This is a genomic window from Streptomyces sp. Act143 (assembly GCF_003143935.1).
Classification (GTDB): domain Bacteria; phylum Actinomycetota; class Actinomycetes; order Streptomycetales; family Streptomycetaceae; genus Streptomyces.
Genome location: NZ_QFRX01000001.1, coordinates 1,267,150 through 1,284,411, shown reverse-complemented (window position 1 = coordinate 1,284,411; position 17,262 = coordinate 1,267,150). Strand labels below are relative to the sequence as shown.

Annotated in this window: 8 protein-coding genes; 3 read left to right on the top strand and 5 right to left on the bottom strand. The window is 74.5% G+C overall.

The annotated features are described in order from the left end of the window. Positions 1–77: 77 nt before the first annotated feature. The 3 genes from DI272_RS05635 to DI272_RS05625 form a co-directional block, all read right to left on the bottom strand. Positions 78–1,286, bottom strand: coding sequence for an MFS transporter (locus tag DI272_RS05635; protein WP_258314472.1), 1,209 nt, complete (start codon positions 1,284–1,286; stop codon positions 78–80). A 75-nt stretch (positions 1,287–1,361) separates the two neighbouring features. Next, positions 1,362–2,819, bottom strand: a complete 1,458-nt coding sequence (locus DI272_RS05630) for a tryptophan 7-halogenase (protein ID WP_109494039.1) — start codon at positions 2,817–2,819, stop codon at positions 1,362–1,364. A gap of 37 nt (positions 2,820–2,856) precedes the next feature. Then, positions 2,857–10,665: a type I polyketide synthase gene (locus DI272_RS05625; protein WP_109494038.1), complete on the bottom strand. Its 7,809-nt coding sequence runs from the start codon at positions 10,663–10,665 to the stop codon at positions 2,857–2,859. Between the two features lie 247 nt (positions 10,666–10,912). Between DI272_RS05625 and DI272_RS05620 the strand changes: the two genes are divergently transcribed. Further along, the gene (locus DI272_RS05620; protein WP_109494037.1) at positions 10,913–12,067 is read left to right on the top strand and encodes a S1 family peptidase; all 1,155 of its coding nucleotides are present in this window, start codon (positions 10,913–10,915) and stop codon (positions 12,065–12,067) included. Positions 12,068–12,120: 53 nt separating this feature from the next. On the opposite strand, the gene DI272_RS05615 is transcribed toward DI272_RS05620, so the two are convergent. Then, the gene (locus DI272_RS05615; RefSeq protein ID WP_109494036.1) at positions 12,121–14,769 is read right to left on the bottom strand and encodes an NACHT domain-containing NTPase; all 2,649 of its coding nucleotides are present in this window, start codon (positions 14,767–14,769) and stop codon (positions 12,121–12,123) included. Between the two features lie 280 nt (positions 14,770–15,049). Between DI272_RS05615 and DI272_RS05610 the strand changes: the two genes are divergently transcribed. Then, complete coding sequence (locus tag DI272_RS05610; RefSeq protein WP_109494035.1) at positions 15,050–16,105, top strand: glycoside hydrolase family 5 protein; 1,056 nt, start codon at positions 15,050–15,052, stop codon at positions 16,103–16,105. A 24-nt stretch (positions 16,106–16,129) separates the two neighbouring features. Here the strand turns inward: DI272_RS05610 and DI272_RS05605 are convergent, their stop codons facing one another. After that, complete coding sequence (locus DI272_RS05605) at positions 16,130–16,660, bottom strand: CGNR zinc finger domain-containing protein (protein ID WP_109494034.1); 531 nt, start codon at positions 16,658–16,660, stop codon at positions 16,130–16,132. Between the two features lie 26 nt (positions 16,661–16,686). On the opposite strand from DI272_RS05605, the gene DI272_RS05600 reads away from it, so the two are divergent. Then, positions 16,687–17,181 carry a GNAT family N-acetyltransferase gene (locus DI272_RS05600; protein ID WP_109494033.1) on the top strand — a complete coding sequence of 165 codons (495 nt, stop codon included), beginning with the start codon at positions 16,687–16,689 and terminating at the stop codon, positions 17,179–17,181. Positions 17,182–17,262: the final 81 nt, after the last annotated feature.

The following is a 17,262-nucleotide window of genomic DNA, read 5'->3' as shown; positions in this document are numbered from 1 at the left end:
CGTTTGTACAGGGCTGCTCAGGGCTGCTCAGGGCTGCACCTACGACACGCCGCCTCCGCCGGAACGGCGGTCGGCCGTCACGCGGCCCGGTGCCGTCTGAAGTCGGGGAACGACAGCAGCAGCGCCAGCCCGGCCGTCACCGTCAGCAGCCCGCCGCCGGTGACGGCCCAGGTCGCCCCGACGGAGGCGCCGGCCACGCCGTGCGCGAGGTCGCCCAGCCGTGGACCTCCCGCGGCGATCACGGTGTCGATGCCCTGGAGGCGGCCCCGCATCCCGTCCGGCACCGCAGACTGCAGCACCGACTTGCGGAACACACCCAGTGTCAGCAGGGCGCCGCCCGCCAGCACCAGCCAGCCCACCGCCACGGTGAGCGAGTCGGCCAGCCCGAACGCGGCCAGCGCCAGCCCCCACACGCACACCGACCCGGCGACCGCGACCCCGTGACGGGACGCGCGGGTGAAACCGCCGGAGAACAGCGCCGCGAGCACACCTCCGGCGGAGATCGCCGCGTACAGCACCCCGACGTTCGCCCCCGGGTACGTCTCCCTCGCCAGTTGCGGGAACAGCGCGGCGGGCATGCCCAGGAACAGGGCCGCGAAGTCGGCGAGATAGACCACCAGCAGCACCCGCCGGGTGGCGAGCAGCCGGAAACCCGCCGTGAACTGCCTGCACCTCGTGCCCGGTTCGGCGGTGGGCGGAAGGGGCGGCAGTCGCCACACCGCCCACAGCGTGACGCCGAGCGTCGCCGCGTCCGCCAGATACAGCGAGCCGGCCCCGACCACCGGCAGCAGGCCCCCGGCCAGCAGTGGTCCGGCGATCCCGGCCGACCAGGACACCAGCGACTGCAACGTGTTCGCGGCGGGCAGCAACTCCCGCGGTACCAGCCGGGGTACGACCGCCCCGCTCACCGCCGCATGGGCGCCGAACAGGGCCTGCTGCACCCCGACCAGCGCCAGCAGCACGCCCGCCGACTCCAGCCGTGCCCACGCCTGCGCCCACAGCAGCGACGACGTCACGGCGATTCCGGCCGTGGTCGCCAGCAGCACCCGCCGCCGGTCCCGTACGTCCGCCAGCCTGCCGCCCCACAGTGCCGCGAGCGCCATCGGAGCGAACCCGACGAACCCGGCGAGCCCCACGTACGCCGAGGAACCGGTGAGGTCGTAGAGCTGCATCGGCACGGCGAGCGCCGTCAGTTGGGCGCCCAGCGTGGTCACCATGCCGCTCGCCCACAACCGCCGGAACCCGGACCGTCGCAACGGCCGTACGTCGATCAACAGCGCGCGCACCCTCGTCCCTCCCGCAGGCATCGGTACGCCGATGCTGCGGGTTCCCCTTCGGGCAAGGTCAACAGGGCGTCGCCGCTATCCCTTCGCCCAGGACAGGCCGTCCGGAGTGACCGTGAGCCCGCCGGGCGCGGCCGGGCCGGGGCCGTCGAGCGGGCCGCCGTAAAGGGCCTGCTCCTGGAGGTCGTTGCCGGTCCGGAAGGTCTCGCCGACGACCGGGGCGGCGAGGAGGGGGTTGACTCGGCCGTCGGAGGCCGCCAACCGGCCCACGGCGCCGTCCAGTTGGGCCGCCGCCGTGTGCCAGTCGGTGCGGACCATCACGGAGTCGCGGGAGACCAGCCCGCCCGCCAGCTCGGCGAACGCGGCCGCCTCGCCGAGATCCACCTCGGTGATCTTCTTCGCCGACCAGAAGTAGGAGTCCTCGTTGCGCTCCATGTCGTAGAAGGCGATGAGGAATTCGTAGAACACGCGGTACTCGCGCCGGTAGCGCTCCTCGAACGCGGCGAAGCCCCGTGCTTCCGGCACGCTGCCGTCCAGCGCCGCGTTCACCGAGCGGGCCGCCAACAGGGCCCCGTACGTGGCCAGATGGACACCGGAGGACAGCACCGGGTCCACGAAGCAGGCGGCGTCGCCGACCAGCGCCATGCCCGGCCTCCAGAAGGACTGCTTCCAGTACGACCAGTCCCTGCGCACCCGCACCTGGTCGTACGGCGCCTCGGTCGCCTCGGGGACCCCCGCGACCAGGCGGCTCACCTCCGGGCACGCGTCGATCATGTCCCGCCAGGTGCCCCGCGCGTCCCGCTGCACGGCCGCCGTGTGCTCGGGTGAGATCACCGCGCCGACGCTCGTCAGGTCGTCGCGCAGCGGGATGTACCACAGCCAGCCCGCGTCGAACGCGGCGCAGAAGATGTTGCCGGTGTTCGGCTCGGGCAGCCGCGCCCCGCCCGCGACATAGCCGAACACGGCCAGGTTGCGGAAGAAGTCGGAGTACACCCGGCCACCGCCGACCTCGGCGTGCACGCGGCTGGTGCTGCCTGACGCGTCGATGACGTACCGGGCGTGCACCGTACGGGAGTTGCCGTCGGCGTCGGTGAACTCGACGCCGCGCACCCGCTCGTCGTCGGCGACGACGCGCCGTACCGTGCTGCCCTCGCGGACCTCGGCGCCGGCCCGCCGGGCCCCCCGCAGCAGGATCTCGTCGAAGCGCGAGCGCTCCACCTGGAAGGCCGTCGCGGTCGGCTCGGGCACCCGCGGGGTCATGGCGAAGGAGAACTGCCACGGCTCCGGGTCACGGCCCCAGCGCAGCGTGCCGCCGCGCTTGAGGGTGAAGCCGGCCCGCTGGACCTCGTCGGCGACGCCGAGGATGCGGCACAGGCCGTGGACCGTCGCGGGCAGCAGCGACTCGCCGATCTGGTAGCGCGGGAAGGTCTCGCGTTCCAGCAGCAGGACCCGGTGTCCGCGCCGGGCCACGGCGGTCGCGGCCGTAGAGCCGGCCGGTCCGCCGCCGATGACGATCAGGTCGTACTCCTGGGTCATGCGTCAACTCCCGTGGTGCGGGGCCTGTTATGGCGGGTCAGGACGTCAGCCAGGTGCGCATCGCCGCGGCCGTGGTGTCGGCGTCGTGGTGGACGAGGGTGTAGTGGTCGCCGGGGACGTCGACGGCCTCGTGCGGGAGCGGCCAGCGCGGCCGCCAGTCGGCGGCGGGGTCGACACGCAGCATCTGCGCGGTCGGCCGGCCCCGCACCAGCAGGGTCGGGACCGGTGACGGCTCGGGCTCCCAGTTCTCCAGCACGCGCGCGTAACCGCCGCCCGCGATCAGCAGGGAGTCGTCGAACTCGGCGACGACGTCGTCCGGCAGTTCTGCCCCGGCGGCCATCAGTGCCAGCGCCCGCGCGTCGTCCCGGCGCAGCACACCCGTGTGCGCGTCGAGCAGGACCAGCCCCACCGGTGGCGCACCGGCCAGCGCCAGCTCCCGCGCCACGGCGTGCGCGATCACGCCGCCCGCGCAGTGGCCGACCAGGACCACCGGACCGTTCACCGACAGGGACCGCACCGTGTCGACATGCGTGCGCACGAGCGCCGCCGGGCCGTCCGGAACGGCACGCCGGACGCCGAACCCGGGATGCTCCAGCAGGAAAAGGTCGCGCTCGCCGTCGAACTGCTTCGCCAGACCGGTGGGAACGCGGTGGTACGGCGTGAGGTAGTCCGGGATGTACAGCAGGGTCGGGCCCGTGCCCCGGGCCAGCCGGACCGGAGCCACGGCGTGCCGGGGCCCGTCCGGGACGGAGAAGGAGGGCAGGGCGTGGGAGGCGAGGTAGCGCAGGCCCATGGCCTCCAACGGGCCTCGTTCGCGCAGGACTTGGTGGTAGAGGAGCCCGAAGCGGTAGGGCGACGCCTCGTCCGCCGGAGTCGGGGCCGGGTCCTCGGCATCGGCCTCGGTGTCCGGCAGCACCTGGCGCAGGGCCTCGTACACGTGCGCGGCCAGCTCGGGCAGCGTCGGATGGTCGAACACGACCGACGCCGCCAGCCGTACCCGCGTGAACGCGCTGAGCCGGTTGCGGAACTGCACCGCCGTCAGCGAGTCGAAGCCGAGCTCGGTGACGGCCCGTTCGGCGGGGAGGGCCGCCGCGTCCGGAAAGCCCAGGACCAGGGCCATCTCGGCACGCAGCAACTCGGCCAGCACCGCCTGGCGTTCGTCCGTCGGCACGGCCGCCAGACGCTCACGCCAGGCGCCGGGCGCCTGTGCGGCGGGGGTGCCGTCAGGGGCGGTGGCCTGAGTGGTGGCCGGACGCCGCGGCAGCAGATCCGTGAGGACCGGCGGGGCGGTCGCGGCGCCGAGTGCCGTCAGGTCCAGCGCGATCGGCACGAGCACCGGCTCCGGGGTGCGCAGCGCACGATCGAGCAGGTCGACGCCCTCCTCCTCGCCGACCGTGCGGACACCGCCGTCGGTGAGCCGGTGCGGAGCGACCCGGGCCGCCATGCCATCGTCGTCGGCCGTGGCCCACGGCCCCCAGGCCAGGGACTGGGCGGGCAGGCCCCGTGCGGTGCGGTGGCGGGCCAGCGCGTCGAGAAAACCGTTGGCCGCCGCGTAGTTGGCCTGTCCGGGGCGGCCCAGCACACCCGCGGCGGAGGAGTAGAGCACGAAGGCGGACAGCCCGAGGTCCTTGGTGGCCTCGTGCAGATGCCAGGCCGCGTCCGCCTTCGGCGCCAGCACATCCGCCAGCCGCTCCGGCGTCAGGCCGTCCACGACGCCGTCGTCCACCACACCGGCCAGATGGAACACCGCGGTCAGCGGCGCGCGGCAGGACGCGACCAGCGCGTCGACGGCCGCCCGGTCGCGCACGTCGCACGCCACCACCCGTACCGCCGCGTCCAGTTCGCCGACCCACGCCGGCGTACGACCGCTGCGCCCGGCCAACACGAGATGACGCACCCCGCGCCGCCCGACCAGGTACCGGGCGAGGCTCGCCCCGAGCGCCCCGGTACCGCCGGTGACCAGCACGGTGCCCTCAGGATCGAGCACCGGTGTCCCGGGGTCGGTGGGAGGCTTCGGTGTGATCGGTCGCGGCGCCAGTGTGGTGCCGTCGGGATCGAGCACCGGCGTCCCGGGCTCGGCGGGAGACCTCGGCGTGGCCGTCCGCGGCGCCAGCACGGTGCCCTCAGGATCGAGCACCGGTGTCCCGGGGTCGGTGGCAGGCTTCGGTGTGGTCAGCCGCGGGACCAGTACGGTGCCGTCGTGCAGGGCGACCTGTGGTTCGCCGGTGCGCAGCGCCGTCTCCAGGTCCGCCGCGGACGCCGGGCCCCCGCGCCGGTCGACGAGCACGATCCGGCCGGGGTGCTCGGACTGGGCGCTGCGTACGAGTCCGGCCACCGCCGCCCCGGCCGGGTCGGGGTCGTCCCCGGTGGCGTTGTCGGTGAGGATCAGCAGCCGCCCCGGGCGGGCGTCGGCGACCCAGTCCTGGATGCGCGCGAGCGTGGCGCCCAGCAGGCTCCGCACGCGCTCGGGCAGGTCCGTGCCCATGGCCGGGCCCGTCAGGTCGAATTGTTCATGACGCGTGTCGGCCGTGCCGCCCGGCGCCCCGGGACGCCATGCCGGCCGGTACAACTCGGCACGCCCGTGCGCGCGTTGAGGGGGAAGTGCCCGCGTGACCAGTGACTCGACCGCGGCGACGGGCGCTCCGGCCGGGTCGGTGAGGGTGACCCGGAACTCGTCCGGGCCGAGCCGTTCCAGATGGGCCCGTGCGGCGGTCGCGCCGGTCGCGTGGACGGTGAGCCCGGCGCAGGTGAGCGGGACCCGCGCCGCGCCGGGGCCCTCGGCCAGGAGCGCCGCGTGCAGGGCCGCGTCGAGCAGCGCGGGGTGCAGGACGTAGGAGCCGGCGGTCGCCGCTTCCCGCGGCGGCAGGGCCAGTTCGGCGTACAGGGAGGTCCCCCGGCGCCACAGCGCGGTCACCGCGCGGAAGGCCGGTCCGTAGGCGTGGCCGTGCGCGGCGAGGCGGTCGTAGTCGACCGGGAGCCGCTCGGCTCCGGCGGGCGGCCAGACCCTCGGCGGTACGACGGGAGCCGCGCCGACCGGGGCGATCGTCGCCGTGGCGTGCCGCGTCCACGTCTCGCCCGTCCGCGCATAGACGGCGACCGCCCGGTTACCCGCCTCGTCCGGCCCGCCGGTGACGACCTGCACGTGCACCGCCTCCGCCGCGGGCAGCACCAGCGGCTCCCGGAAGGCCAGGTCGGCCAGCCGGACCGGACCGGACACCCCGGCCGCGTGGCAGGCCAGCTCGGCGAAGGCCGCCGCGGGCAACAGCACTTGGCCGCCGATCACATGGTCGGCGAGCCAGGCCTGCCGTACCGCGGACAGCGTCCCGCTGTGCCGTACGCCGGGGCCGTCCGCGTCCGGCTGGGGCGCGCCCAGCAGGGGGTGCCCGGTGGCGACCGGGTGCCGTACCGCGTGCAGCCAGTAGCGCTGCCGTTGGAAGGGGTAGGTCGGCAACGTGCGCCGACGGGCGCCGCTGCCCGCGTACACCGACCGCCAGTCGACGGGCACCCCGTGCACATGCAGCGCGGCCAGCGCCGCGAGCGTCCCACGCGCATCGGAGCACGACGTGAACACCGAGCCCGTGTCCGGCGCGAGGCATTCCTCGGCCGCCACACCGAGCGCGGCGGTGGGCCCGGCGACGACGAAGGCTGTCACCCCCGCTGCCGCCAGCCAGTTCACCGCGGCGGCGAACCGGACGGTCTCGCGCGCCTGCCGCACCCAGTGGTCGGCGGTGGCGAGGGCGTCCGGCTCGGGGCGGCCGGTCACCGTGGAGACCACCGGCACGGACGGCCGCCGGTAGGTCACGGTCTCGGCGACCGCGCGGAACTCGGCCAGCACGGGGTCGAGCAGCGGCGAGTGGAAGGCGTGGCTCACCCGCAGCCGGGTGCTCCGGCCGCCGAACGCCGCGGCCAGCGCGGTCACCGCGTCCTCGTCGCCGGAGACCACGACCGACGCCGGCCCGTTGACGGCCGCGATCGCCACCCGGCCGGGCAGCTCGGCGAGCCGGCGCGCGACCTCCGCCTCCGAGGCCCGCACCGCGACCATCGCACCGCCCGCGGGCAGGGCCGCCATCAGCCGGCCCCGGGCGGCCACCAGCCGGACCGCGTCGGGGAGCGAGAAGACGCCCGCGAGGTGCGCGGCGGCCAGCTCGCCGATCGAGTGGCCGACCAGATAGTCCGGCCGCACACCCCACTCGGCGAGCAGCCGGTGCAGGGCGACCTCGAAGGCGAACAGCGCGGGCTGCGCGTAGTCCGTACGGTCCAGCAGGCGGCCGTCGGGATCGTCGGCCACCTCCCGCAGCGGACGGTCCAGCAACGGGCCGAACAGCTCGCACACTTCGGTGAACGCGGTGTCGAACACCGGAAAGGCGACGGCGAGTTCGCGGCCCATCCCGGCGCGTTGCGCGCCCTGGCCGGCCAGGAGCAGCGCCGACCTGGGGATGCCGCGCACGGTACCCCTGAACAGTGCGGGATCCTCCGCCCCGGCGGCCAACCGGCGCAGCCCCGCCAGGAGTTCGTAGGCGCTGCCGGCCGGCACGGCCGCGCGGTGGGGGAGCGGGGTCCTGGTGGTGGCCAGCGAGTACGCCACGTCCGGCGCGGCCTCGTCCGTGACGTCCGCCAGTGCCTCCGCCAACTTCCCGGCGTGGGCCCGCAGTCCGGCCTCGTCGGCGCCGGTGACCAGCCAGGGCGTGAGCGGCGGACGGGTGCCCTGCGGTGCGCCGGGCCCGGTCTCCGACGGCGGCTCCTCGATGATCAGATGGGCGTTGGTGCCGCCGATGCCGAAGGACGACACGGCCGCCCGGCGCGGCCGGTCGCGGTCCGGCCACGGGCGCGGGCGGTCGAGGAGGCGTACCGCCCCCTGGGACCAGTCCACGTGCGGCGACGGCTGCTCCGCGTGGAGCGAGCGGGGCAGTTCGCCGTGGCGCATCGCCTCGATCATCTTGATCACACCGGCCACCCCGGCGGCGGCCTGCGGATGTCCGAGGTTGGACTTCACGGAGCCCAGCCACACCGGGTCGGACGGGTCGCGGCCCTGGCCGTACGTGGCCAGCAGGGCGCCCGCCTCGATCGGATCGCCGAGCGCGGTGCCGGTGCCGTGGCCCTCGACCACGTCGACGTCGGCCGGACCGAGGCCCGCGTCGGCCAGTGCCCGGCGGATCAGCTCGCGCTGCGCCTCGCCGCTGGGGGCGGTCAGGCCGTTCGACGCGCCGTCGGAGTTCACCGCGGACCCGCGCAGCACCGCCAGCACCGGGTGGCCGTTGCGCCGGGCGTCCGAGAGTTTCTCCAGCAGTACCAGGCCGGCCCCCTCGCCCCACGCGGTGCCCTCCGCGCCCGCCGCGAACGACCGGCAGCGGCCGTCCGCCGCCAGGCCGCGCTGCCTGCTGAACGCGATGAACGGCTGCGGGCTCGACAGCACCGTCACCCCGCCGGCCAGCGCGAGGGTGCACTCGCCCGCCCGCAGCGCCTTCGCCGCCAGGTCCATCGCGACCAGCGACGACGAACAGGCCGTGTCCACGGTCATGGTCGGGCCGCGCAGCCCCAGGACGTAGGAGATCCGGCCGGAGGCCACACTGCCCGCCGAGCCGATGCCGATGTGCGACTCCAACTCGTGCGGCGACAACCCGGTGCCGTACCCGGCGTGCATCAGGCCCACGAACACCCCGGTGGCGCTGCCGCGCAGTGCCGGCGCGGGGATGCCGGCGCGCTCCAGCGTCTCCCAGGCCACCTCCAGGAGCAGCCGGTGCTGCGGGTCCATGGCCAGGGCCTCGCGGGGTGAGATCCCGAAGAACAGCGGGTCGAAGTCGGCCACGCCGTCGAGGAATCCGCCGCGCCGGGTGTACGTCGTGCCGAGTCGGTCGGGGTCAGGATGGTGCAGGGCGTCGAGGTCCCAGCCGCGGTCGGCGGGGAAGTCGCCGGTGGCGTCGACCCCGTCGGACACCAGCCGCCACAGGTCCTCCGGGGAGCTCACCCCGCCCGGGTAGCGGCAGCCGACGGCGACGATCGCCACCGGCTCGGCCTGCGGACCGCGCGGCGGTGCGGTCCGCTCGGGGGCCTCGCCGCTCATCCGGGTGTCCAGGTGGGCGGCGACCGCGGCCGGGTTCGGGTGGTCCCAGACCAGGGTCGCGGGCAGCCGCAGCCCGGTGCGCAGACTGAGCCGGTGCCACAAGGTCATGGCGTCCATCGAGGTCAGACCGAGATCGGCGAACGCGGTGCCGGGATCGGCGGCCGTGCCCCGGATCGCCTCGGCCTCCCGGCACACCAACTCCGTGAGCAGCGCGCGCCGTTCGCCCGCTGTCAGACCGGCCAGTCCGGCGAGGTCCGGTGCCGGGGGCCGCTCGGCGAGGGTCTCGCGCAGCACCGCCCGTCGCGGCTTGCCCGCCGCCGTGCGCGGGACGGCCGGGGTGAACAGCACCTCCTCGGGCACCTTGTGCGCCGACAGCACCGCGGCGCAGCCCCGCAGCAGCCCGGCGGGGTCCAGCGACGGTTCCGCCGGGACCACGAACGCCACCGGGACCTCGCCCAGCAGCGGATGCGCCCGTGCCACCACGGCTGCGTCCCGTACCCCGGGCAGAGCGCGCAGCACCCGTTCGACCTCGGCCGGGTCGACGTTCTCGCCGCCCCGCACGATCCGGTCGTTGAGCCGTCCGGTGACGGTCAGGCAGCCGCCCGCGCCGAACCGGCCGAGGTCACCCGTGCGGTACCAGCCGTCCCGCACGGTGTCGGCGTCCGTCTCGGGCCGGTTGTGGTAGCCGAGCATGACACCGGGGCCGCGCACCCAGATCTCACCTTCGCGCCCGACGACATCCAGACCGCTGTCCGGATCGACCAGCCGGACGGCCATGCCGGGAACCGGTGTCCCGCTGCTGCCCGGCACCCGCGGCCCGTCGAGCGCCTCCATGGCGATCTTCCCGCAGGTCTCCGTGGAGCCGTACCCGTCGAGCAGCGGTGCCCCGAACCGGCGTTCCACCTGCTCCCGCAGCTCCGGGTCGCTCGGCGCGCCCGCGGTGACGCACACCCGCAGCGAGGGCACCGCGCCGAGGCCGGTGTCGAGGAGCTGCCGGAAGGTGAGCGGGACTCCGCCGAGCACGGTCGGCTCGAACTCGGCGACCAGGCGCGCGAGTTGCGCCGGCGCCGATGCCGAGGTGAGCCGTGCGCCGGCCCCGGCCGCGGTCGTGCCCAGCACGCACAGGGAGTGGGCGTAGGTGTGGGCGAGCGGCAGCGGCCAGAGCACGCGGTCCGTGGCGGTGAGGCCGAGCCGGGGCAGATAGCAGGCGAACGACGACCAGAGCGCGGAGCGTTGGCTGGAGACGGCCGCCGTGGGCGTGCCGGAGGTGCCGGACGTGTAGAGCAGCCAGGCGGGTTCGTCCAGGTCCAGGTCGTCGCGGGGAGCCGGGGCGGCCCCCTCCGCGAGGTCCTCGAAGTGCTCGGCGCCGTCCGGTACGGGCCCCTCGCCGACCACCACCAGTCGCACGGGCCGTCCCACGACCATCCCCGCGATCCGGGGCAGTCGCCGCTGGTCGGTGACGACCACGGCCGGGTCGCAGTCCGCCAGCAGCTGGGCCAGCTCGGTGTGGGTGGCGCGTGGCGGCAGCGGCACCCCGACCGCCGCGGCGCGCACGGTCGCCAGCAGACCCTCGACCAGCTCCACGCCGTTGGCGAGGAAGAACGCCACCCTGGTGCCGCGCTCGACCCCGAGTCCGGTCGCCAACCGGGCGGTCCTGCGGTCCAGTTCGGCCCAGCTCACCTCGCGCCGGTCGTCGGCGAAGGCCGACTTCCCGCCGTACCGCAGGGCGTTCTGCGCGAGCAGTTCCGGCACCGGCCGAACCCGGATCGCATCCGGCAAACCCATCGGGCCTCCTGTCGAGGGGGGACTCCACTCCGCGGCGGATCTTCGAGAAGCCTATGTCGGGCCGCCCCAACGACGTGCCCGGCCATGGTCAGTTGGGCGCGGGGCGTACGACGTCCGAGAGAGTGGCCGGATTGGTATGGACCTGCCCGCGGCCAACCGCTACGCTCTGCCCGGCCCCACTATGAGAGCGCTCTCAGATCCCTATTGTTCCACCCCCACTGCCATGGAACGACGAAGGGCAACCTCCATGAGACGCACCGGATTCACGCACACCGCCCTGGCCGCACTGCTCACTCTCGGCGCCGGCCTCGCCGCAGGTGCCGCCCCCGCCTCCGCCCACGACACCCGACCGGAGAAGGCGCCCGCCTCCGCCGGTCTCCTCACCGCCATGCAACGCGACCTGCACCTGACGAAGACGCAGGCCGAGCAGCGGCTCGCGGCCGAACAGCGGGCCACCGCCGCCGAGCCCAAGGCCCGCGAGGCCGCCGGGAGCTCACTCGGCGGGACCTGGTTCGACGCCACCGCCGGCACACTGGCCGTCGGCCTCACCCCGGACGCGACGGAGGCGACCGTCCGGGCGGTGCGGGCCACCGGCGCCGCCGTCCGCACCGTCGGCCACACCGCCCGCGAACTCGCCGCGGCCCAGACCCGGCTCGACAAGCTCTCCGCACCGGCCGGCGTCGCCGGGTGGCACGTCGACCCGCAGGCGAGCACCGTCGTCGTCGACGTCGTCGCGAGTGAACGGGCCGACAACGATGTCCGGCGCTTCGTGTCCCAGGCCCACCGCGCGGGCCCCGTCACCGTCCGGCCCATCGCCACCGCACCCCGGACCTTCGCCGCCGGAACCGTCGGCGGCGACCCCTTCTACACCGGCAACGTCCGCTGCTCCATAGGCTTCTCGGTCTACGGCGGGTTCATCACCGCCGGACACTGCGACCAGCACACCGGCGCCGTCTACGGGTGGGACCGCAGCTACGTCGGCAACTTCCAGGGCTCGTCCTTCCCGGACAACGACTACGCCTGGGTCAACGTGGGCAGCGGCTGGTGGACGGTGCCGGTCGTGCTCGGCTGGGGCACCGTCTCCGACCAGCTGGTGCGCGGCTCGAACGTGGCACCCGTGGGGTCCTCCGTCTGCCGTTCGGGCTCGACCACGCACTGGCACTGCGGCACGGTCCTGGCGATGAACGAGACCGTCAACTACAGCCAGGGCGCGGTGCATCAGATGACCAAGACCAGCGTCTGCGCCGAACCGGGCGACTCCGGCGGCTCGTTCATCAGCGGTGACCAGGCGCAGGGCGTCACCTCCGGCGGCTGGGGCAACTGCTCCAGCGGGGGAGAGACCTGGTTTCAGCCGGTCAACGAGATCCTCAACCGGTACGGCCTGACCCTCCACACGGCCTGAACCGGCCCGGGCCCGGCCGCACTCGGGGCCGGGCCCGTCCCCGACGCGCACGCTCACGTCCGGCTCACCCGATCCGGGTCCGTGCTGTCCGGCACCTGCTGCCGGGGCCGGGGTGGCCGGGGTCGGATGCCCGCCGGGGGGTCCGACTCCGCGAGATGGCGTTGCAGGTCGAGGTGGCGGAACTGGTGGACGGCACCCGTCTGCCGCAGCACCCCGTGCCGCTCGTGGGCGTCGGTGAGAAAGGCCGTCAGGTCGCGGGGCAGGCCCCGGCGCACGGCCAGATAGTGACGGGCGAGGGTGTGGTACCACCAGGCGTTGTGGCTGAGCGCGGCGGCGAGGCCGACGGTGACGCCGTAGGCCAGACCCCGGTCGAGGATGTGCAGCGGGCTCATCGCGATGGCCCGGCCGTCCGTGGTGCCGCGGCCGAGGCCGTAGAAGAGGCTGCCCCGGACGACGGCGTCGACGCCGTAGGTGAGCAGGAACCCGGCGCCGACCGCCAGGCCGACGACGGCCCACAGCCGGCCGACGATCCTGCGGTCCTGCTCCAGGAGCAGGGCGGGCGCCACCGGCGCGGTGAGGTCGGCGGGCTTCCCGGTGAGACCGCGGGCGAGGCCCACGGCGAGACCGAACGCGCAGGAGAACGCCAGCATCGTGCTCAGCGGGTACGAGGACGACCCGGCCAGCAGACCCAGCACGCGCAGGACCGCCCAGTGGGTGACACCGATGGCGGAACCGCAGGCCAGTCCCGTCCCGAACCCCCGCCAGTCCCAGGCCCACCGAGTCCTGACCGTCGGTACCGCGCCCGCCCGGTGCGCCGACAGACTGCTCGCCCGGCCCCCCAGGGCACCACCCGCCACCGCGTAGACCGTGCCGGTGAGCAGGGCGCCGACCAGCGCGGCCCGCGGGCCGTACGTGAGGCGGTACGAGAACCAGAGCGCCGCACCCGTCAGGAAACCGAGGGCGCACTTGCGCCAGTTCCAGCGCCGGGCCGCCGAGTCGGACCGCTGCACGGCCACTCTGCTGGACAGCGCGCCGACGATGCCGCCCGCGAAACCGTAGGCGAGGCCCCCGGCCGTCGTGGTCGCGGGCCAGGCCGCCTGACCGGTGGCCAGCAGATGCGTCAGCCCCTCGGCGACGCCGCCGGTGACCCCGGCGACCAGTCCGCAGCCGATGCCGCCCGCGATGCCTCCGGCCAGGCCCGCGACCATCGGCGCGGGCGGGCCCGTCAGCCACCCGGAGTCCAGGCCGCCGACATACGCGGTGACCCGGCCCGCCCCGGTCGCGGAGACCCAGGCCACGACGCTGAGGACGAGCCCGGTCACCACCTGGGCGACGCGGACCGGCAGCACCCTGCGCAACTGCCACCAGGCGAGGTCGGTGGAACCGCGCAACTGCCGGGCCAACTGGCGCAAGGCGTGCTCGGCCTGCTCGGGGGTCCAGCGGCAGGGGTGGTCCGGGTGCGGCCGGTAGGCGGCGGGCACGTACGCGTCGAAGAGGTGGGCGCGCACCGCGGCGGGATCGGGGAAACGGTCCCGGTCGCACAGGTCCGCGGGGTCGGGGAGACCGGCCGCTCCTTCGCCCGGCCGGGGGTTGTAGACGGTCCGGGCCAGGAACAGCATCAGCGGTGAGGTCAGCGCCCGGGCCACGGGGGTGTCGGTGCCGAGCAGCCGCACCACCGGCTCCCAGCGGGCGTCCGCGCTCTCCCCGCCGCCGGCGTCCCGGCGCAGATAGGCGGCGACGTCCGGCACCTGGAGCGGTCGCAGCTCCACGGTGGCGGCCCCGCTGAGCCGGACCGGCACCCCGTCGGCCGGGGCCAGCGTCGCCCCGTACTCCTCCGCCCTGCTGGACAGCACGAGCGGCTGCCCGGGCCGCAGGGCGGAGTTGACGGCGTCCAGCGCCCGGGCGCGGAACGGTTCGGGGATCTCGTCGAAGCCGTCGAGGACCGGCAGCACGAGCCGGTGCTCCAGCAGCAGCCGGGCCCGCCCGATCCGTCCGGCACGGTCCGCCGCCCCGGCCTCCGGATCGCCGAGTCCGCTGTAGTCACGCGCGAGCTGTTCCGCCAGCCATGACTCCAGCGGCTGTTCGGCGGGGTTCCAGGAGGCCGGTGAGAACAGCACCGGGACCGGGCCGCCCGCCGGACGGTCGGCGAGCAGCGCCAGCAGCAGCCGGACCAGGAGCATCGTCTTGCCGCTGCCGGGACCGCCCAGGACCACCAGGCGGCGGGTCGGCACCCGCTCCAGGAACACCTCGGCGATCTCCCCGCCCGTCCCGGCCAGCGCGGCCGGTTCGCCGGCCCAGCCCGAGCGAGCCCCCGACCGGGCGCCGGGCCAGCTCTCGGCGATCTCCCGCAGCACTGCCGGCGGTTCCCCGAAGCGCACGTCGGCCGGTCGCCAGGACACCGGAAGGGGATAAGGGTCGTTCAGCCGCCGCACCGCCGCCTCGGCCTCCCACTGGCGGCGCACGGCGACCGCCAGCCGGTCGGCGACCGCGGCCGGGTCGTCCCGCTGCTCCGCCTCCCGGGGGCCGGCCCGGAACGTCGCCCAGGACAGGTACGTGCCACCGAGGGACGGCAGCAGCGCCGCGATCGTCTCGGCCGTCCGCAGATCGAAGCGGAGCGTCACGCTCACCGCCCCGGCCATGCCGGCGACCGACAGCAGGAGATAGAGCAGACCGATCCGTCGGGTTCGCCGACCAGTTCCCATGGCCCGGATTCTCGGGGCGCGGGCCCCTCCCGTCCGCCGGAACTGCGGTTTCGCCCCACGGACGAGTGACAGCGGGCTGCCGCCGCGGGGCGGTGTCCCGCTCCGCGCCGGACGCGCCGGCGCCCTTCCGGACGGCCCTCGGCCGTCGCCGCCCGCTCAAGTCGCTGCCGTCGCAATGGATGTTACGTGTGGGAAACCTTGACGCTCGTGGGGGTGGGTGCCACGATTCCGGCGCCGTGATGTTTACGTAAACATCCTGTCGCTCCGGAAGGGTACGTCGATGCGCAAGACCCCTGTCAGCACCCGTCTCAAGCCCCGTACACGGGCCGTCCTCGCCGCGGTCGCGATCGCCGCCGTCACCGGTGCCGGGCTCGCGGGCAGCCCCGCCGCAGCCGCGCCGAGCATCGACACCACCCAGTTCAAGGGCGTCAACTGGGCCGATCCGCGCGACAACTTCGCCGACGACACCCTCCAGCTGTCCGGCCTGTCGACCTCGGACACCTACGCGCAGACCTACACCAAGGCGAGCCGCATCATCTCGGCGTTCCGCGCGAACCTCGGCGCCAACACGGTGCGGCTGCCGATCAACCCGTACACGGTCAACGGCAGTTACTGGAAGTCGTACCGCGGGGTCGTCGACGCCGCGACGGCCCACGGCTTCAAGGTGATCGTCAGCTACTGGGAGGGGACCGGCGACCGCAAGGACGGCTACATCGACGACGAGGCCACCTACTGGCCGATGTGGAACACGGTCGTCAAGGCCTACAAGGGCAACTCCCGGGTCTACTTCGAGCCGATGAACGAGCCGCACGGCTACACCGACACCGAATGGGCCGACATCGCGGCGAAGTGGCTCCAGACCTACCCGTCGGTGCCGCGCAACCGCGTCTTCGTCAGTGGCGCCGGCTACAACGACCACGTCACGTCCGTCTGCGCCGACCCGCGTCTGAAAGGCACCTACCTGTCCCTGCACCACTACGGCTTCTGGAAGTCGTACGCCACCTACGACGAGTGGGTCGCCGACCTGAAGGTGCGCATCGGCGACTGCGCCAACCGCACGGTCGCCGACGAGTTCGGCGCCCCGATGACCACGGGCCTGAACTACAACGTGAAGACGCCGGACGACAACTACGTCAACTTCATCCAGGCCGTCACCGACACCTTCCGCGAGCTGAGGATGGGCTCGGTGTACTGGCCGGGCCTGCGCACCGACGACATCTACTCGATACAGGAGCTCACCGGCGACCCGGCGAAGCCCTGGCTGAGGACCACCAACCAGTCGGGCGCGGACCGGCTGGCCTGGGCGTGGCAGCGCGGCACGCCGGTCGGCGAGTGAGCCGGCCCCGCGGGGCGCCGTCCGCTAGTGGGCGGACGGCCCCCCGCGGGCGCGATGACGTCGTACCGCGTCGCGGTTGGCGCACCGCTGGGAGCAGTAGCGCTGCCTTCCGGTGCGGGAGGTGTCCGCGAAGATCGTGGTGCACTCGGTCACGGCGCAGCGGCTGAGGCGGTGCATGCCGCGGCCCGCCAGATGCAGTGCCGTGCCGACCGAGATGAGCGAGGACAGCACGCCGCCGAGCGGCTGGTCGTCGTCGCGGTAGTGCAGGTGCCAGCCGCTGCCGACGTGGTCGGTCATCCGCGGGTGGGCGGCGGCAGCGGCCAGCATCTCGTTGACCAGCGCGGCGCGTTCGTGCCCGGCGGTCGCGTCGACGACCTTCTCCCACGCGTCGAGCGTCGCCCCGACCCGGGCGAGGTCGTCCGGGGTGACCGGCCCCTCCACCGCCAACCCGGCGGCCCGGCAGCGGTCCGCGAGCTCCCCGGCGTCGGCAGGGCGGCGGTTGGCCAGGTCGGCGGCGAGGTTCACGGCATCCTCGCCGTAAGGGTTGAGATGCATAAGGTCATTACATCAGGCTCGTCGGCATGGGACAACGCACCGCCGTCCGCTCCGCCGTCCGCCGGGCGGGGGAGTACGACCTCGTCGAACTCCTGCGCCTGCGGGCCCTGCTGTTCGACGGACTCGACGACTCCTTCTTCAACCCACCCTCCGAGAACGGCAGTTGGCTGGACGCACTGGCCGTGGTGCTGACCGAGAAGCTGACCTCGGACACCGTGCGCATCCTCGTCGTCGACGGCACGGGCGGTCGCCTCGCCGCCTGCGGGATCGGTGTCGTCGAACAGCGCCTGCCGGGACCGCACCTCCTCAACGGCCGGATCGGCCAGGTCCTCGGCGTCGTCACGGACCCCGCCGAGCGGCGACGCGGGCACAGCCGGGCGATCATGCGGGAGTTGCTCGACTGGTTCCGGGAGCGCGAGGTGGCCCGCGTGGACCTGTACGCCTCCGCCGAGGGCGAACCCCTCTACCGCGACCTGGGGTTCACCGACCACCCCGACCCCGCGCTGTACTGGCGCCCCTGAGCCGCGCGTCCGCGCGCCCGGCGTCGCGCGCGGGGCACCGGAGTCCAGTGGGCCGTACGGCGGTCGGCCGGTCGTGCCCTG